Origin of the sequence: Mucilaginibacter sp. (genome assembly GCF_025362475.1) — a bacterium.
Taxonomy (GTDB): domain Bacteria; phylum Bacteroidota; class Bacteroidia; order Sphingobacteriales; family Sphingobacteriaceae; genus Mucilaginibacter.
In genome coordinates this window covers 313,997-332,413 of sequence record NZ_JANYGH010000058.1, presented here as the reverse complement: position 1 = coordinate 332,413, position 18,417 = coordinate 313,997, and the positions used below count along the sequence as shown (strand labels likewise).

Annotated in this window: 14 protein-coding genes; 8 read left to right on the top strand and 6 right to left on the bottom strand. The window is 40.1% G+C overall.

Annotated elements, in window-relative coordinates:
- Positions 1-33 precede the first annotated feature (33 nt).
- The 3 genes from Q0R88_RS20080 to Q0R88_RS20070 all read right to left on the bottom strand — a co-directional run bounded on the left by Q0R88_RS20080 (position 34) and on the right by Q0R88_RS20070 (position 3,483).
- Positions 34-1,434 (bottom strand): ATP-binding protein, encoded by a 1,401-nt coding sequence (locus Q0R88_RS20080; protein WP_295719615.1) that lies wholly within the window; start codon positions 1,432-1,434, stop codon positions 34-36.
- A gap of 229 nt (positions 1,435-1,663) precedes the next feature.
- The gene (locus Q0R88_RS20075) at positions 1,664-2,416 is read right to left on the bottom strand and encodes a LytTR family DNA-binding domain-containing protein (RefSeq protein ID WP_295719612.1); all 753 of its coding nucleotides are present in this window, start codon (positions 2,414-2,416) and stop codon (positions 1,664-1,666) included.
- The gene (locus Q0R88_RS20070) at positions 2,413-3,483 is read right to left on the bottom strand and encodes a histidine kinase (protein WP_295719610.1); all 1,071 of its coding nucleotides are present in this window, start codon (positions 3,481-3,483) and stop codon (positions 2,413-2,415) included. The genes Q0R88_RS20075 and Q0R88_RS20070 overlap by 4 nt, the downstream gene beginning before the upstream one ends.
- 470 nt (positions 3,484-3,953) lie before the next feature.
- Here Q0R88_RS20070 and Q0R88_RS20065 point away from each other — a divergent pair, with 470 nt between their 5' ends.
- Positions 3,954-6,797: a TonB-dependent receptor gene (locus Q0R88_RS20065; RefSeq protein ID WP_295719609.1), complete on the top strand. Its 2,844-nt coding sequence runs from the start codon at positions 3,954-3,956 to the stop codon at positions 6,795-6,797.
- A 159-nt stretch (positions 6,798-6,956) separates the two neighbouring features.
- On the opposite strand, the gene Q0R88_RS20060 is transcribed toward Q0R88_RS20065, so the two are convergent.
- Complete coding sequence (locus Q0R88_RS20060; protein ID WP_295719608.1) at positions 6,957-8,192, bottom strand: hypothetical protein; 1,236 nt, start codon at positions 8,190-8,192, stop codon at positions 6,957-6,959.
- Between the two features lie 29 nt (positions 8,193-8,221).
- Positions 8,222-9,472: a hypothetical protein gene (locus tag Q0R88_RS20055; protein WP_295719605.1), complete on the bottom strand. Its 1,251-nt coding sequence runs from the start codon at positions 9,470-9,472 to the stop codon at positions 8,222-8,224.
- A 161-nt stretch (positions 9,473-9,633) separates the two neighbouring features.
- Here Q0R88_RS20055 and Q0R88_RS20050 point away from each other — a divergent pair, with 161 nt between their 5' ends.
- The 7 genes from Q0R88_RS20050 (at position 9,634) to Q0R88_RS20020 (ending at position 17,043) form a co-directional block, all read left to right on the top strand.
- Positions 9,634-10,506 (top strand): AraC family transcriptional regulator, encoded by an 873-nt coding sequence (locus Q0R88_RS20050; protein ID WP_295719603.1) that lies wholly within the window; start codon positions 9,634-9,636, stop codon positions 10,504-10,506.
- Positions 10,507-10,992: 486 nt separating this feature from the next.
- Positions 10,993-11,325: an L-rhamnose mutarotase gene (locus tag Q0R88_RS20045; protein ID WP_295719601.1), complete on the top strand. Its 333-nt coding sequence runs from the start codon at positions 10,993-10,995 to the stop codon at positions 11,323-11,325.
- Positions 11,326-11,361: 36 nt separating this feature from the next.
- Positions 11,362-12,714 (top strand): alpha-L-fucosidase, encoded by a 1,353-nt coding sequence (locus Q0R88_RS20040; RefSeq protein WP_295719598.1) that lies wholly within the window; start codon positions 11,362-11,364, stop codon positions 12,712-12,714.
- A 31-nt stretch (positions 12,715-12,745) separates the two neighbouring features.
- Positions 12,746-14,404: an altronate dehydratase family protein gene (locus tag Q0R88_RS20035; protein ID WP_295719597.1), complete on the top strand. Its 1,659-nt coding sequence runs from the start codon at positions 12,746-12,748 to the stop codon at positions 14,402-14,404.
- Between the two features lie 181 nt (positions 14,405-14,585).
- Positions 14,586-15,350, top strand: coding sequence for an SDR family oxidoreductase (locus Q0R88_RS20030; protein ID WP_295719595.1), 765 nt, complete (start codon positions 14,586-14,588; stop codon positions 15,348-15,350).
- Positions 15,351-15,374: 24 nt separating this feature from the next.
- Positions 15,375-16,220: a fumarylacetoacetate hydrolase family protein gene (locus Q0R88_RS20025; protein ID WP_295719592.1), complete on the top strand. Its 846-nt coding sequence runs from the start codon at positions 15,375-15,377 to the stop codon at positions 16,218-16,220.
- Positions 16,213-17,043 (top strand): amidohydrolase family protein, encoded by an 831-nt coding sequence (locus tag Q0R88_RS20020; protein ID WP_295719589.1) that lies wholly within the window; start codon positions 16,213-16,215, stop codon positions 17,041-17,043. The genes Q0R88_RS20025 and Q0R88_RS20020 overlap by 8 nt, the downstream gene beginning before the upstream one ends.
- Positions 17,044-17,810: 767 nt before the next feature.
- Here Q0R88_RS20020 and Q0R88_RS20015 read toward each other — a convergent pair.
- Entirely contained in the window at positions 17,811-18,308 is a 498-nt protein-coding gene (locus tag Q0R88_RS20015; RefSeq protein ID WP_295719588.1) for a DinB family protein, read from the bottom strand.
- Between the last annotated feature and the right edge of the window lie 109 nt (positions 18,309-18,417).

Sequence of the window (18,417 nt, the reverse complement as noted above, 5' to 3'; positions counted from 1 at the left end):
GTAATTTAAAATTTTTATTCTTGAAAAGTGTTGCTATCCATCAATGAGGAAGCAAACACTAAATTCGGTGCACCCGGGCTTTGATTTTACTTTGATAGAGCCACGGTGCTGTTTTACTATTCGTTGTACTACCTCAAGCCCCATCCCGGTACCTTTGCCCATATCTTTAGTAGTAAAAAACGGATCAAAGACCTGGCCCTGGATATCTTCGGGAATGCCCAGGCCATCATCAATTATAAAAACCTCCACAAATTCGCGGTCGCGGCGGGTTTTGATAGTCAACGTACCTTTGCCTGCCGGTTCCATGGCGTCAAGGGCATTATCTATGAGGTTTGTCCATACCTGGTTAAGTTCGCCTATCAACGCCTTAACTTCAGGCAAAGTTCGGTCAAAATCTTCAACAACGGTTATATTTCCTTTTCTTATTTTGTAACCCAGCATGGTAAGCGTGTTGGTAATGCCAATGTGGATATCGGCATACTGTTTGTCCTGGCCCCTGTCCATGTGGGTAAAGGTTTTAACAGAACTCACCAGTTCGGCTATTCGCTTTGATGATTCCTGGATATCCTCTATCATTTTTTCGGCTACCAGTTTACTGCTTATCCAGTTGATAATGGTTGATAAAAACTCTTTAGGGATATGTTTTTTTAAAGTCTCGAGGCTATCGGCGTTAAATTTAAAATCAACAAAACTTTCTGCAATATCGTAACCGTTTTCAATTTCGTTGTCATCGAGCCAATCGTTTATTTCATCTTCAAGCTGGGTGCGTTGTTTAAGGCTTAAGCGGGCTGTACCTTTGTTTGATAATACCTTAAATAATTCGTTGGTTACCCCATCAACCTGTTCAGAGTCCATTTTAATGGCGAACATGCTTTTAAGGTTTTGCGGTACTAAACGCAGGTGTTTGCTTAAAGAAATAGAATCACGTACAATGGCCGATGCCGGGTTATTAAGCTCATGCGCAAGGCCGGCTGATAGCTTGCCTAAAGCCATCATTTTTTCGTTTTGCTGTTGTAGTGCAGTAAAATCACGTACACGGGTAGTCATGATATGTACCAGCGCCTGGGTAAGCTCAAAATGACCTTTTATCATTTCATTTATCCGCTCGGTAGGGAAACTGAGTACATGCAGCTCGCCTATAGCTTCTGCATAGCCTTTTGAAATTAAACCACGGGAGAAAGGCAGATAGCCTGTAATACTACCTGGGCCAACATTCACAAAATCCCTGCGCCCCCTGCTTTGCAGCATATAAAAACGCATACTACCTTCAATGATAATATGTGGCCCTGTCATTGGCTTTCCAGGCTCATTTAACATGGTGCCATTTTCATATACGTGATATTCACAACTATCTATCAGCCATTGCAGCTGATCATCCGGGACATTTATTAAAGCCTCGAGCGATTTAAGCCAGGATACGGTTACCTCTTGCATGAAATAAAATTAGGGATTATTATTTAATTGTTGAATGGCAGGGGAAAAAATTGCAAAACGATGTTGTCCGGACCGGGATTTAGGGGATTAAGGGATAGGCAGGATTTCCTTTTTATGTGACGCAATATTTTGCATATCCTATCATATGAAAGAGGACACGAGATGCTTAAAAATGCGAAAATCCTGTAATCTGAGTAATCGGTTTAATGCCGGTTCAGAAAAATTCTATTTACACCCACTTACTTAAAAATACGCCAAAGGCTTCTTTATACTGATCGCCAACGGTTATGTTCACCTTTCCAATTTGGAGGGCATTACGGGTGATTGAGTTAATCTTATCTAACGATACGATGAAGGAGCGGTGCACCCGCATAAAGCGTTTTGCAGGTAGTTTTTCTTCCAGCGCTTTTAGGCTGGTGAGCGAAAGTAAGGGCTTTTCTATATCCTGCAGATATACTTTTACATAATCTTTTAAGCCCTCAATGTATAATATATCTTTAAGCGCTATGCGCACCAGTTGATATTCAATCTTTAAAAACAGGTAATCGTCTTCAATACGGTGTTCCGCGGCTGCTGCGGGTGCAGGTGTAACATTGGTTGATCGCTGTAATAATTCAACATACGTTAGCGCTTTATTTGCCGCGTGCAAAAACTCTTCATAATTAAAGGGTTTAAGCAGGTAATCCAATGCATCAACCTTGTATCCCTCCAGCGCAAACTGATTATATGCCGTGGTGAAAATAATGCGGGGTTTGTTGGCGCCGCGACTATCCAACACACGCGCCAGCTCGATGCCGTTCAAATTGGGCATTTGTATATCCAGGAAAATAAGATCAACCTTTTGATCCTGTAAGCCAACCAGCGCCTCAACCGCGCTGCTGTACCTGCCCGTAAGTTTTAAAAAAGGTGTTTGCTCAATAAAGGCACAAACCAGGCCAAGGGCCAACGGCTCGTCATCAACGGCTATGCAATTTAATATCATGACAGGTTGAGGGTTAGGTGAACTTTATAATTATTAGCGGTAGTATCCTCCTTAAGATCCAGCGTGTATTTACCGGCATAAAGCAAATCAAGCCTGCGGATGGTATTAGTAAGACCAATACCCTTGTTTTCTTCCAGGTTGGTGTTATTGTCTTTATAGATGCTGTTCTCTACACGTAATTCCAGCTTTTCGGCGTGCTGTTCAACGCTGATGAGTATGCTACTGGGCAATGTGGCGCTGATGCCATGTTTAAAAGCGTTTTCAACAAACGGTAAAAATATCATGGGGGCAACAGTCATATCGTTTACAGTAGTGGGCGAATTGAAGGTTACTGTTACCTTATCAGTTAGCCTTAGCTCCATAAGGTTTATATAATCTTTTATAAAGGCTATCTCCTGGCTCAGCAAAGCGGTGCCGTGCTGGGTATCATACAATACGTACCGCATCATGCGCGAAAGCTGGTGTATTGCCTTGCGGGATGTTTCGGCATTAATATGTGTTAAGGCATAAATGTTGTTCAGCGTATTGAAGAAGAAATGCGGGTTGATCTGTGCTTTCAGGAACGATAACTCCGAACTGATCTTGTCCTGCTCCAAAGCTTCGCGCAGCCTGATATCGCTTTGCCATTTTTGTATGGCTGTTATGCTGGTACTTATGCCCAACACCAGTGCCATTATAAAGATAATTGCATAGTCAAAAATGCGATTTTTATCGCCATGCCTCGGTTGCCCGTGTTTGTGAATAGCAGTATCCATCAATTGGTGCATATTGAGCGAACGATCAAAAAAGTTGTTCAATACAAGTACCGTTGCAATGAGGACAATTACAAACACAAAGTACATTCCTGTGCGATTTTTTAATAGGTATGCAGGTACAAGTACAATAGAGTTGACATAAAATGAAGCTACCAGCATAATAATGATCAAGGCCTGTTTTATCCAGAATTGGTAGGGCAACACAATATCCCATGTAAGCGGCTGGTACAAAAACAACGAGAAACCCAGTACCACCCAGGTTAATATATGGATAAGGATAGTAATAGTATTACTTTTTGATTTAAGACTCATTTAGCAGGTTAATTACTGGCTGTAGCCGATAAATTTAATTAATTATTATACAAAGGACGAATAGACAACGGAACAAAGAATTTTTAGATAAAAGAAGGGGATTTACAAAATTAGGCAGGCAAAAGATCCATCGCATTTTTGAAAGCCGTGTTATCAAGCACGTTCAATCGTGTTTTATCCTTTGGCCAATTTTCAAAATTCCGTTGCCTGATAGTCCCTTTTTCAAAAATCCCTTCAATATTACAAATCAATATGAATGCAATGCAATCATAATCGCCGAAGAGACAAAATTTACCGATAGATGGATGGAATTTCCCGTTGAAACTGATTGCAGAGCATCCATTACTTAAATACAGGGCTTTATAGGGGAAAAAGCATGCTTTTGTCTACGTTTATATAGCCCCCGTCTATTCTGTTTTTTATAACGATGCTGATGCTATTGTTTTGTGGCTGTTCAATAAGCCCATACAATGAAATTTATCTGCCTTTTAATAGCCTCATCACTAATAAGCCTTAGCACCTTTGCCCAAACGGGCAGGCAGGTTACCGGTATTGTAAAAGACTCAACCGGGGTAACCCTGGCTGGTACTACTGTTAAGCTTTTAACGGCAACTGACAGCAGTATGGTAATAACCGATAATAAAGGCGGATTTACATTTAACAATGTAAAAGTTAACCAGTTTAGTCTGGTTTTAAACTCTATTGGCTACCAGCCATTAAAGCGCCGGTTTATTTTAGATAAGGCCAATACGCCGGCGGTACTTAATCCCGTCATTTTAAAAAATGATACATACATGCTTAATACGGTAACTATTGCTGACGTAAATCCCGTAAAACTAAAAGAGGATACCGTGGAATTTAATGCAAGCGCATACAAGGTGCGTGACAATGCCCCGGTTGAAGATGTAATAAAGAAATTGCCGGGTGTGGATATAGATAAAGATGGCAACATCACCGCGCAGGGTAAAAGCGTAACCAAGGTAAGGGTGAATGGCAAAGACTTTTTTGGGGGCGATGTAAAATCGGCTACTAAGAATTTGCCGGCAGATATTGTACAAAACATACAGCTTATTGATGATTACGGCGACCAGGCAAATTTAACAGGAGTGAAAAGCGGTGAACCCGAAAAGATATTAAACATTACCATTAAGCAAAGTAAAAATTACGGATATTTTGGGCAGGCCAGTTTAGGCGGGGGCAGGGATGCCATACCGGGTATAGCAAATAGTAAGGAGGGAGACCGCTTTGTGGCATCGGCCAATGTATTTAGTTTTAGTGGCGACAGGCAGCTTGCTTTTTTGGGCAATTTAAATAACACCAATACCAACCTGTTCAGCTTTGGTGGGGGTGGGCCAAGGGGCGGCGGTCCGGGTGGCCCGCCGGGGGGAAATAACAGTAATGCTAATGGCATAACAACCGCCCGCTCATTCGGATTTAATTATCGTGATAGCTGGGGTAAAAAAGTTACCGCTTATGGTAGCTATAGTTTCGCCAACAACTCGGTATTTACAATAAGCAATACTATTCAAAACAACATATCGGCAACAAACCCAAGCACCAATACCAATAACAATACCCAAACCGACGAAAAGCTTAACCATAGGTTCAATTTCAATATTGAGTATAAGCCAGATACAGTTAATTACATCAAAATTACACCATCATTTGCTTATGCAAGGGTAAATACCACACAATTAGGCAGCAGCCTTTTGGTTAATAATTCCGAAACGGTATCAAACTATAACTTTAATACCATGAGCAATCAAACCGAGCCCAATTATGGAGCAAACGTTTTATTTAACCATCGTTTTAGCAAACGCGGCCGTAATTTTAGCATCAATGTAGGGGCGGGCTCATACCGTATCGATAAATTTCAAAACCCGGTTTACACTTATATTGATGGAGCGGCAAACGCGCCTTTAAACCAGTTTATTAATACCAACAGCCGCACCGATAGTGTGGGTACCAGTGTTTCGTTTTTGGAGCCGGTAAGTAAAAAAGGATACCTTGAACTTACCTATGCCTATCATTATGCCTATACCACTGCCGATAAATTGACAGATACCCTTAACGTTGATGGCATAACCAGAAACCAATATGATTTATTGAGTAACAATTACACATCTACTTTTATTACCAATCGCTTTGGCTTAAACTTTCGTTATATCGATAAAAAATACAACTACACTTTGGGAGTAGTAGCTCAGCCTACCATATTGCGCGGCCGATCATTAATGAGTGCGGCAAGCGAGCCAACAGATAATCATACCTTTAATTTTGCACCCAATGCCAGGTTTATCTACAACTTTTCGCGCAATCAATCATTAAGCTTCAACTATAATGGCAGCAGCAGTCAGCCAACCTATACCGAGTTGCAGCCAGTTACTGATTTCAGCAACGCGTCATATCCGGTTGAGGGTAATCCCGATTTGAAACCGGAGTTTAATAACAACCTATCTATAAAGTATAATAAGTTCAACTTCGAGACTGGAAATGTGTTTTTTAGCAATTTATCGTTTACTGCTACCGATAATAAAATTGTAGCCAATAGCATCACTTATCCCAAAAACTATGCGCCAAACAGTAAACTGGCAGGTAGTATTTTAACCCAATATTTAAATGCCGATGGCTATTATTCGGCACAGGGGTTTTATGTGTTTGCCAAACCCTGGGAAAAAAGAAAATATAATTTATTCTTTATAGGCAACATTGCTTACAACAATAACATCTCTTATATCAGTAATGTTGATTCGGCAAGTTATTTAATGACAACACAAAAAAATATAGCTAAAAACCTGGTACTATCCCAAGGGGTAAAGTTTCGTGTAAGTATTGAAAATGTCATCGATGCGGAAGCCAGTACTACTTATAGTGTAAACAAATCAAATAATTCGCTTACGCTGGCTAATATTAACAATAATTTCAGTTCGTTAAACCTGGGCATCAATGGTAAAAACTATTTTTGGAAAGACTGGACCCTTAGTTACGATTATTCAAAAGTACTGTATTACGGTTATAAGGGAGCAACTAACCCCAATATATTGAATACCTATGTGGAACGCCGCTTTTTAAAGGGGAATATGGGTACTATTCGTTTATCGGCAATGGATGTGTTTAACCAAAATACAGGTTATACCAGTACCCAGAGCGGTAGTTACGCAACGCAAACCAGCAGCAACAGATTAGGAAGATACTATTTGTTAAGCTTTACGCTTAAGTTACAGAAATTTGCGGGCAAAAAACCAAGTATGGGTGGCCCGGGTGGTGGCCCTCCTCCGGGCGGTGGCGGTCCAGGCGGTCCTCCTCCGTTTTAATGTAGGGGGATTTTTAATAGATATTTAAAATCTTGCCATCCCTGAGAAAGATGGAGAGAAAAGATCAAACATGAGGTTGTGATCTGGATTTAGTTGATGTTATTGATTTAAGCAATAACTGAGCGTCCCGGGGGTGAGATACCGGGACGCTTTATTTTTTTAAAACTGATAATTGATGCCTGCCTTTACACTGGTGGCATCTATTGAATAACTACGACTATTGGTAATTGATGCCGGTGTAGTGTACGATGCCCATATATCTATCTTTTTATTTAGTACGATGCCTAACTTTATAGGAAAGTTAAACCAGTTATTAGCCAGAGAAAGATAGTTTTCATCTGTTTTGTCAAGTTTGGGATTATAAAGCGAATTGCCGGAGTCTTTAGCGATGTTGATAGCTAATCCACCGTCAACATAAAATTTAAAGGCATTTGTATTGTAGATATTGTATATAACCTGTGGCGTTAAAATAATAATGAACTGGTTAATTTTGTATTCAGCTTTATAAGCAGGGTCATTAATATACCTGTCAACAATGCTTTTATAAGTAGCCCCTGTAGCCTGTATTTCGCCCCTTACCACCAGTTTGCCAACATTAGGATTAGGAGTTACATTAACACCTAATGATAGCGTAGGGAAAACCGAGGTGTGATCCTGTACATTAAAAAATGAAAAAGTTCCGCTGTGTTTAAACGATGTGGAGTTGACACCTACGCCGGCAAAAAGTTTCCATGAGGTTTTTCCTCCATAGTTTTTTTTATCCGCCACCATTTTGTTTATTTTTTGCGAAATACTTTTGAGGTCTGTAGAACTATAGGTTGCGCTCTCAATTTCACGTTTCAAACGTTCTGACGAGGGATTATATTTAGTTGCCATGTCATACAGCTGAGGTATAAAAATATTTTCGCTGCGCGTTTGAACTCCGTGATCTGGTAAAAAATATATCCTGTAAACCAGTTCGGTAATATTATCCGGTTTGTTTTCAGTTATAAAAAACCTCGTTTTTATAGCGTCGACGTATGAATACAGGGTTACATTAGCGCCTTTCTGCTCTATTTTTAAAAATACGATATCCTGTTTTGTGGTTGAATCTTTACCATTTGAAAGTTTTGCAGTGTTGGTTTCATCTATACTAATTGGTCCCGCATATCGCTGATAGCTTACCGAATTAAGTAATTCAAAAAAACGAATATTATCAACCGTATAATTTTTAACGCCTGCCGAATTTTTAAACTCTATAGTGCGCGGGTTACCAAACCATTCTTTTTGGTTGATCTCGCCTTTTAAAGTGTCGCCTTTAATGGTAACTACGTATGCAGGTTTGTAATTGCTTTGTGCAAGCGTAAAAAGTGGCGACAGCAAGGCCGCCGATAATAGTTTGAAAAAAAGTTTCATGTGAGAAGGTTTAGTTGATTAGGCTATTTTTAATTAAATATATAATTAATGCCTATTTGCACAGCGCTTACTTGTACGTAGTCGTTATTGTATCTGGTGAAGATGGCATTAGGAATGTAAGCCGCTGAGATATCAAACTTTTTGCTGATAACGGCGCCAATATTTAAGGGGAATGAGAACCATCTGGATTGTACAATAATTCCGTCAACTTCCTTAGTTATGTTTCCATTTTTAAAAATATACTTATTGCCGCTATAGTTTGATATATTGAATGATGTGCCGGCAGCCCCATAAAGTTTAAAGCTATCGGTGTTATAAAAGTTGTACAAGATTTGGGGAATTATAGAAATGTTGTTTTGTGTTAATGGAAAGGTTCGCGTGCCTCCATCGCTGTACGCCTTGGTTCCTTTATATTTATTAGCGGTGTAAGCCAGTTGCGCTCTGAAAACCAGTTTGCCTGTGTTGGGGTTTGCCAATACGTTTGCCCCAATTGCAATCCTCGGAAAAAAGGATGTTGGTGTTGAGCTACCGTCGTTTGATTTAAAATCGTCAAAGGCAAAATTTGAACTCATTGTACTTATGTTTAATCCTGCTGATGCAAATAAGAAAGTTCCTTGTTTTTTGCCGGTTGTTGATTCATCATCTTTTTTATCGTTATGGTTAATTAGTCGTGCAGTTTCAACCAGGTCGGTAAAATTATAATCCGTTCTTTCTATGCGTGTTTTTAAAGCATCATTGCCGTTATATTTTTCTGATAAGGTAAATAATTGCTGCATATAACCATTTTCGTTTACGGTTTTGCCATCGTTTTTATAAACGCGGTAAACCAGTTCAACGGGCAGTCCATCTTTGCCTTCGGCAACAAAATAATGGTTCTTCAAATCGTCGGCATATTCAAATAAAGTAATATTGGATCCCTTTTGAATGACCTTTAGAAACACCGAGTCAGTTTTTGTATCCGTATTTCTGCCGTTTGAGAGGCTGGAGATATTGGTGGGATCGGTATTTAATAACCCAATATATCTCTGGTAGGTTTCTAAATTTGTGGCTTTAAAAAAAGTAATATCATTTGTGCCAAAGTCCCTGCTTTCCTTGTTGTCCCGGGATATTTTGAAACTGATTTTTTTAGGATTTACGTTCCATTCTTTAATATTTATGAAACCCTGCAGTGTATCGCCTTTGGTAGTAACAACAAAACCAGGTTTGTAATTGCTTTGTGCAAAAGTAAAAAGTGGCGTAATTAATGCTGCTATCAGCAGTAATTTGAAAAAATAGTTCATTTTGAGAGAGATAAGGTTTAATTGGGCAGCAAGGTATCAAATATATTATTTGATATCAAAAAAAGATGATAAGCCCTTTTTTAAGCGGGTGAATTGTAATGTAATCAGCTTTTTTTACAAATATTAATTACATTTACCCTATCAATTGTAAATTAAGCTGAATGAAACCTCTGCTGCTAAAAGTTTCTTCGGGCCCGGCACATTCATTTAGTGTTAGGTACGATGTATTACCCGATATTAATAACCGCTGGCATTGCCATCCGGAATTGGAACTTATTTATTTAAAAAAGGGAAATGGTACACAGTTTATAGGCGATAGCATTAAGCAATTTAAGGCCGGCGATATGGTTTTGGTGGGCTCAAACCTGCCGCATTACTGGCGCTTTGATGATACGTACTTTAACCAGGATGAAGGTGCAGGGGTTGAAGTTTTTGTAGTGCATTTTTGCGAAAATTTCTGGGGCGAACAGTTTTTACAATTGCCAGAAAATAAGCTGATAAAGGTATTGCTGGAAAAATCGAAAAGGGGTTTGCAAATAATGGGGGGAACCAAGGAGCGGGTATCCAACCAAATGGCGGCTATGTTAAGTACAGATGGAGCGGAGCGAATTATTATGCTGCTAAAGGCGTTAAATGCAATTGCTACCAGCTTACCTTCAAACTACCTGGCATCCATCGGTTTTAAATATGATCATAACGATTCTGAGAACGACCGTTTGAACAATATTTATGAATACTCGATGCAGAATTTCAGGAAAAAGATTTACCTGGATGAGATAGCCGAAATAGCGGGCGTAAGCTCAAATTCTTTTTGCCGGTATTTTAAATCAAAAACCCGTAAAACATTTTCGCAATTTATTATTGAAATTAAAGTAGGCCATGCCTGTAAACTACTGATAGAAGATAAGCTCAACATCAAGCAGTTATGTTACGATAGCGGGTTTAATAATTTTTCAACCTTCCACAAACATTTTAAGCTGGTAACCGGCAAAAGCCCGCTGATGTACCAGAAGGAGTTTACCAAAAATCCGTAATGAGTATTTTCTCTTTTGTCATGCTGGAACGGAGTGAAGCATCTATTAACCGCTATACCCACCTATGACGTTTTTTACAAAAAAAAATTGTCATCCTTCACTGCGTTTCATGACAAACTTTTTAAAAGGTCATTTCTCTTTCAGAGTTTACCTAAATTTGATAACTACCTGTGACTTTTTTTGCAAAAAAAACTTTTTGTCATCCTGAACGGAGTGAAGGTCTACTATTCGCCATGCTTCTTCGCCCTGTATAGTCTGCTATTAGATCCTTCACTCCGTTCAGGACGACAAATCTTTTAACACGTCATTCCCCTCTTCTGTGTGCCCCGGATTTTATCTTTTAAGATAACGATGCCAAGCCATCGCCAAAGGAGAGGGTTGCATGAGGCTGTATGCCAAAAAAGCTGAATGTTTTGACCATTTTCTGCTAATTATTTAACTGCAAACTTTATTTCTTTGTATTACCAATGTAATGCTTCTAAAATTATGGGTCACAGATATTGTTTAACGCTTGATTTGGTTGACGATGACAGCTTGATTGCCGAATATGAAAAATACCACGAAGCCATCTGGCCCGAAATTCATAAAAGCATCACCGATTACGGTATCACTAACATGGAAATTTATCGTTTTGACGTACGATTGTTCATGATCATGGAGACAGATGACAGTTTTAGCTTTGAAAAAAAGGCTGCTGCCGATGCTGCCAACGCTAAAGTGCAGGAATGGGAAGCCCTGATGTGGAAGTATCAACAACCTGTAAAAGGCGCCCTAAAAGGCGAAAAGTGGGTTTTAATGGATAAAATATTCGCGCTGTAAATTATTGCCAATTACAAAACTAAACATACACATCTCATGCTTAAAAAACTTCAATTATTAGCGATGCTGGTGCTTATAACCGCATCGTCGGTATCGGCCCAAAAAATGATAGGTAATGAAACCGACGCCCAAAAAGATAAACGTATGGAGTGGTGGAAAGACAGCCGCTTTGGTATGTTTATTCACTGGGGCATATATTCTGGAGCTGCGAGGCATGAATGGGTAAAGCATAACGAGAAAATTGATAATGCAGGATATCAAAAATATTTCGACCAGTTTAACCCTGATTATTTTGATCCGCAGAAATGGGCCCGCCAGGCTAAAGCTGCTGGTATGAAATACGCGGTACTTACCACAAAACATCATGAAGGTTTTTGCCTTTTCGATTCAAAGTTTACAGATTATAAAGCGCCAAACACCAAAGCCAAACGCGATTTGGTGCGCGAGTATGTAAATGCCTTCAGAGGGCAGGGACTAAAAGTTGGTTTTTATTATTCTTTGTTAGACTGGCACCATCCTGATTATACCATTGATGAGATTCACCCGCAATCACCTGCTGATAAAAGCGATGCTTCCTATGCTAAGTTGAACAAGAATAGGGATATGGCCAAATACAGGCAATATATGCGCAACCAGATCACCGAGCTACTTACAAACTATGGAAAGATTGATATTCTTTGGTTGGATTTTTCTTTCCCCCGTAAAGATGGACATGGCAAGGGTAAAGACGAATGGGGTTCTGTTGAATTGTTAAAACTCATCAGGAAATTACAGCCGGGTATTATTGTAGATAACCGCCTTAACCTGGAAGAATATAAAGACGGTGCCGATTTTGAAACACCAGAGCAGGTAAGCACTGCCGAATTGGCTAAATATCGTGGCAAAACCTGGGAAACCTGCCAAACATTTTCGGGCTCATGGGGATATTACCGCGATGAAGATACCTGGAAAACACATCGCCAATTGCTTGATCTGTTGATTACTTCGGTAAGTAATGGCGGTAACCTGATCCTGAATGTTGGCCCAACAGCCCGCGGCGAATTTGATTACCGGGCTACAAGTGCGCTGGATAGCCTGAGCCATTGGATGCATGCCAATGATAAATCAATTTATAACTGTACCTACGCCCCCGATACCTATAAAATACCAGAAGGTACCAAACTTACCTATAACAAGGCAACCAAGCATTTATATGTGCAGCTGTTTGATTATCCAAAAGGTAAACTAATTTTGCCCGGCTACAACGGAAAAGTGAAGTATGCACAGTTTTTAAATGATCACTCCGAGTTGTTATACAAAACATCGGGTGCGGATGATCTGGAAGTTACTCTTCCGGCTAAAAAGCCAAATTATGAAATACCGGTTATTGAATTAACCCTCAATGACTAACATAAGAATATAGACAAAGGAATTTGATATAATGTCGCAAAAAGAAACATATTTAAGGATCCACCCACATGATAATGTGCTGGTAGCCCTGCAAAACCTGGAGCAGGGAACCGAGATAAATTTTGGGGGATCAACTTTTCCGCTCGTTGATCGTGTAGCGGCCAAGCATAAGTTTGCTATAAATGAATTAGTGCAAGGTGCCGAAATATATATGTATGGTGTATTGGTTGGCAAAGCAACCAGTACCATACCAAAAGGTGGCGTACTAACCACTGCAAATGTACATCATGCTTCTGATAGCTATCGTTTAGGCGAACGCAAATTGAACTGGCATCAGCCAGATACAAGTAATTTTGAAGGCAAAAGCTTTATGGGCTACCATCGTACAGATGGTTCTGTTGGTACGGCCAATTACTGGATAGTAGTACCGCTTGTGTTTTGCGAAAATCGTAACATCCAGGTATTAAAAGAAGCACTGGTTGATAAGCTGGGCTACAAGAAAGCCAAAAGTTACGAAGGTGATGTTGAGCAGTTGATGGAGCTTTACCAGGCGGGAAAATCAGTTGAAGAAATATTGAATGCCGATTTCCAGGCAAGTATCGATAAACAAAACTCCAAGCGGTTGTTCAAAAATATCGACGGGATAAAATTTTTAAATCACAGTATGGGCTGTGGCGGTACTAAGGATGATTCTGATGCACTATGCGGATTGATAGCCGGCTACATAACCCATCCAAATGTTGCGGGTGCTACTGTGTTGAGTTTGGGCTGCCAACATGCGCAGGTGAGCATATTGCAGGCTGAGATCGCCAAGCGCGATCCTGCTTTCAATAAGCCAATGGTAGTGCTGGAGCAGCAAAAAGTAGGTACCGAAACCGAATTATTACAGCAAGCCCTTAAGCAAACATTTGCCGGGCTTGTACAGGCAAACCAAACCCAACGCCAGCCTGCATCACTTTCAAAATTGTGTATTGGTCTGGAGTGCGGCGGCTCTGATGGTTTTTCGGGTATTTCGGCAAATCCTGCTTTGGGCTATGTGTCAGATATGTTGGTGACGATGGGTGGTTCGGTAATTTTAGCCGAGTTTCCGGAGTTGTGTGGCGTGGAGCAGGAACTGAGTGATCGTTGTGCCGATGAGGAAACGGCCAATCGTTTTATGCACTTAATGACCACGTATAACGCCCGCGCAGAGGCTGATGGATCGGGCTTTTATGCCAATCCTTCGCCGGGTAATGTTCGGGATGGGTTGATCACTGATGCCATAAAATCTGCCGGAGCTGCCAAAAAAGGCGGCACATCGCCGGTAACCGCCGTATTAGATTATCCTGAAAAGGTAACTAAACCCGGGTTGAACCTGTTATGTACCCCCGGCAGTGATGTGGAAAGTACCACAGCCGAAGTGGGTTCTGGCGCCAACATCGTACTATTTACCACAGGTTTGGGTACCCCAACAGGCAACCCGATTACCCCGGTGATTAAGCTTTCAACCAATACGGTGATGTTTGAGCGGATGCCCGATATTATTGATATCAACTGTGGTACCATCATCGAGGGTGATGAAACCATTCAGCAGGCAGGCGAGCGGATTTTAAATTACGTTATCCAGGTTGCCAGCGGTGAGGCAGAGCCGAAATCAGTAAAGCTTGGTCAGGATGATTTTATACCATGGAAGCGTGGAGTGTCATTATAGGTTGCAGTATTAAAAAAAAATTGTCAATTTAACAGCATCGAAATATCAATTTGCCAATAAGTAACGTTTGCTAATAGGTTATTCGTTTGCCGCGATGACAAAAAAAAATAGAAATTAATAAAACTCTTTGTAATCCTGCACAACAAAGGGACGGCAAAGTTTTAATAACATCATTTAAAATATGTTCAAACTAACCAATAAATCTGTAGTAATAACTGGCGGCGGCAGCGGAATAGGCAAGGCAATGTCGATACTTTTTGCGCAGCAGGGCGCTACCGTACACATCATCGAATTAAATGATAAAGCAGCAGCCGATACGGTAACTGAAATTGAAGCTGCCAGCGGTAAAGCCAAAGGCTATGCCTGCGATGTAAGCAGCCAGGAGCAGGTTTTAAATGTTTTTGCACAGATAGGTGCTATTGATATTTTAATAAACAACGCGGGGATAGCGCATATAGGTCGTGCGGATACTACCAGTACTGCCGACTTTGAGAAAGTGTTCAACGTAAACGTAAAAGGGGCATATAATTGCCTTTACGCGGTAATCCCGATGTTGAAAGCAAACGGTGGTGGAGTAATTTTAAATACGGCATCTATCGCGGCCAGCGTTGGTATCACCGATAGGTTTGCGTACTCCATGAGCAAGGGCGCCATACATGCTATGACGTTATCTGTAGCACGTGATTACCTGCATGATAACATCAGGTGCAATTGCATTTCGCCGGCGCGTATCCATACCCCTTTTGTGGATGGATTTATTGCTAAGAATTATGCAGGTCAGGAGGCAGAGATTTTTGAGAAACTGTCAAAAAGCCAGCCCATTGGCAGGATGGGAAAATCAGAAGAAGTAGCCGCGTTGGCTTTATATTTATGTTCAGACGAAGCCGGATTTATTACCGGGACAGATTACCCAATCGATGGCGGATTTATAACCTTGAATAATTAAAACCAAAACATATAACAATTAAATATGAAGCTTATCCGATTTGGAGAAAACGGCAAAGAAAAAACAGGAGTTATCCTTGATAATAAAAAATACGATACTTCGGCTTTTGGCGAAGATTATACGGAGCAGTTTTTTGAAACGGACGGCCTTGCCCGTTTAGCAGCTTTTATAAAAGATGCCACGCTGCCCCTGGTTGCAGATGATGTACGTTTAGGCAGCCCAATTGCCCGCCCATCAAAAATTATCTGTATCGGCTTAAATTATGCCGATCATGCACATGAAACCAATGCCCCACTACCACCAGAGCCGGTAATTTTCATGAAAGCTACCACAGCGATAGTTGGTCCGTTTGATAATATTGTTATTCCTAAAAATTCTGTAAAAACAGATTGGGAAGTTGAGCTGGCTGTAGTTATTGGTAAAAAAGCATCTTATGTAGATGAGGCCGACGCGATGGATTACGTTGCCGGTTATGTATTGCATAATGATGTATCTGAACGCGAATTTCAGTTAGAGCGTAACGGCACCTGGGATAAAGGAAAGGGTTGCGATACTTTTGCGCCGCTCGGCCCGTTTTTAGCTACAGTTGATGAAATAGAAGATCCACATAACCTGCATTTGTGGTTAAAAGTTAATGGTGAAATTATGCAGTATGGCACCACTTCAAACTTTATATTTAATTTACCACAAGTAATATCATATACCAGCCAGTTTATGACCTTGTTGCCTGGCGATATTATTTCAACAGGTACACCTGCTGGTGTTGGCTTGGGTATGAAGCCACCTGTTTATCTTAAACCAGGCGATGTGGTTGAGCTTGGTATTGATGGTCTTGGTGAATCAAAACAAAAAGTTATAGCGTATGACTAAAATAGATGCTCATCAGCATTTTTGGCTATTTGATCCGGTTAGGGACAACTGGATCAATGATGAAATGCTTGCGATTAAGCAGGATTTTTTGCCTGCCCAGCTGTTACCTGTTTTACAGCAAAATGGAATGGATGGTTGCGTAGCTATTCAGGCCAATCAAACAGATGATGAAACCATGTTTCTCTTAGATCTGGCTGATGAACATTCTTTTATAAAAGGTGTAGTAGGATGGGTTGATCTGAAAGCTGATAATCTTGAAGAAAAGCTAAAGGAGTACAGAATGTACAATCAGCTTAAGGGTTTCAGGCATATTTTACAATCCGAGCCGGATAAGCAATATATGCTGCAGCCTGCTTTTCAAAAAGGGATTGCCGCGCTGCAAAGGCATGGTTATACTTATGATATCCTGATATACCCAGAGCATTTGCCTTATGCAACTGAATTGGTTGGTGGTTTCCCTGATCAGAAATTTGTGGTTGACCATATGGCCAAGCCACCCATCAAAACCCAGGAAATTAAAGACTGGCAAGCTGATATAGAATCATTGGCAAAACATCAAAACGTATTTTGCAAAATTTCGGGCTTGTTAACTGAGGCCGACTGGGCAAAATGGAAAATTGCAGATTTTACCGCATACCTTGATGTGGTGTTTAATGCTTTTGGTGCAGACCGCATCATGTTCGGTTCCGACTGGCCGGTTTGCCTGTTGGCCGGAGCCTACAAAAGTTCATTAGATGTTTTGCACTCATTTATTGCAAAACTATCAGCCATTGAGCAGGAATTATTTTTTGGAGGTAACGCTATTTCGTTTTATAACTTATAGTCGTTTCAGATTGATAATATTGTTCTCATTTTGAGAGTGTAAAACTTACGGGGTGTCAAAACTTCGTAAGTTTTTTTCTTTGTAACTTTTTCCCGTTTCTTCGTTTCTGCATCTGTAAAAGAAGAGGATTCAACACCAAGCCTGCTTGTTTTTTTAGGCCAATTTAGAAACAAGTTCGAGGCAATTTACCGCATAAAAGCAGCGCATCTAAAATCTTCTTTTATTTTGCCATTAAATTGTAACAATCTGTTATCTATCGGCGTTAATAAATTGTTGGCACATATTTAGCTATATAATCATTATGATTTGCTGCTAAAATTTTAAACCTATAAGTATTTTTACTTTAACTAACGTTTTAGATGTGCTATCTCAAAAATTTATTTTAAACGTTATGTATATTATCTTATTTCAAATTGCCGCCCTGCTTGCCGTAATCATTTTACCCATATTTATTATTCGTGCTAGAACACGCAGGAAAACCAAAAATGTAGTAAAGTACAAGATTGATACTGATACTACGTACGCCCGCTATGCTATTAATGAAAATGGTTTTCTTGAAGAAATAAACGAAGGGAAACTGTCTAAACACAGAAATTAGTATGTGTACAGCACATTATGTAAAGACGATTGTCCAAATTTAAGGACAATCGTCTTTTTGTATCTATACAACTTTAGGTAGTTAAAATAATAAAATAGTAATAAGCACCTTAATGCGTTAAAACTGAATATTTCATTGTCGAAATTAATATCAACTACAAAGCAATAATTTAAAAGGTGTGCTCATCAGCACTTGGGCCATAGCTGCCCGGTATGGGTATATTTAACAAGCGCAAATACACACCTAACTGCGCCCTGTGGTGCACAATTTGCGAATAGCTCATCCTGATCATTTCACCTTTTGTAGATTTATTCAATATCTGATCACCATTACGGAGTGTCCATGTTTTGGAAAATTCCTTTTCGTCGGCTTTCTCTAAACTGGCTTCGCCTTGAGCGAGTGTTTTTTCAAAAAACTTTAACAGATCTGGTGTATTTTCTATCGGCTCAGGTATGTATGGGTTGCTGGCAAAATCAAGTTCGTCGGTTGTAAGTGCAATAGTTACCCAACCCGGTAATTCGGCAATATGTGCGGCAAGGCGCTGTATAGTCATACTTTTTTCATGGGGTTGCCACCCAAATTTTTCTGTTGGTACGCGCTCAAGCATTTTCCTGGTAGTTTGAGCTTCCTGCTCCATTTCTTTTAATAACATTGGAATGATTGACATAGCTTTATTGTTTTGATTATAATTCAAAGTAACAATCGGGTAGTGACAGCCCTATGTCAGCAGGTTTTTATAAAAAAAATAAATGTTAAAGAATATGTAAATTGCTTGA

Coding starts and splice junctions, on each gene's coding strand:
- Q0R88_RS20080 (WP_295719615.1), bottom strand. CDS start 1,434: ATGCAAGAGGTAACCGTATCCTGGCTTAAATCGCTCGAGGCTTTAATA.
- Q0R88_RS20075 (WP_295719612.1), bottom strand. CDS start 2,416: ATGATATTAAATTGCATAGCCGTTGATGACGAGCCGTTGGCCCTTGGC.
- Q0R88_RS20070 (WP_295719610.1), bottom strand. CDS start 3,483: ATGAGTCTTAAATCAAAAAGTAATACTATTACTATCCTTATCCATATA.
- Q0R88_RS20065 (WP_295719609.1), top strand. CDS start 3,954: ATGAAATTTATCTGCCTTTTAATAGCCTCATCACTAATAAGCCTTAGC.
- Q0R88_RS20060 (WP_295719608.1), bottom strand. CDS start 8,192: ATGAAACTTTTTTTCAAACTATTATCGGCGGCCTTGCTGTCGCCACTT.
- Q0R88_RS20055 (WP_295719605.1), bottom strand. CDS start 9,472: ATGAACTATTTTTTCAAATTACTGCTGATAGCAGCATTAATTACGCCA.
- Q0R88_RS20050 (WP_295719603.1), top strand. CDS start 9,634: ATGAAACCTCTGCTGCTAAAAGTTTCTTCGGGCCCGGCACATTCATTT.
- Q0R88_RS20045 (WP_295719601.1), top strand. CDS start 10,993: ATGGGTCACAGATATTGTTTAACGCTTGATTTGGTTGACGATGACAGC.
- Q0R88_RS20040 (WP_295719598.1), top strand. CDS start 11,362: ATGCTTAAAAAACTTCAATTATTAGCGATGCTGGTGCTTATAACCGCA.
- Q0R88_RS20035 (WP_295719597.1), top strand. CDS start 12,746: ATGTCGCAAAAAGAAACATATTTAAGGATCCACCCACATGATAATGTG.
- Q0R88_RS20030 (WP_295719595.1), top strand. CDS start 14,586: ATGTTCAAACTAACCAATAAATCTGTAGTAATAACTGGCGGCGGCAGC.
- Q0R88_RS20025 (WP_295719592.1), top strand. CDS start 15,375: ATGAAGCTTATCCGATTTGGAGAAAACGGCAAAGAAAAAACAGGAGTT.
- Q0R88_RS20020 (WP_295719589.1), top strand. CDS start 16,213: ATGACTAAAATAGATGCTCATCAGCATTTTTGGCTATTTGATCCGGTT.
- Q0R88_RS20015 (WP_295719588.1), bottom strand. CDS start 18,308: ATGTCAATCATTCCAATGTTATTAAAAGAAATGGAGCAGGAAGCTCAA.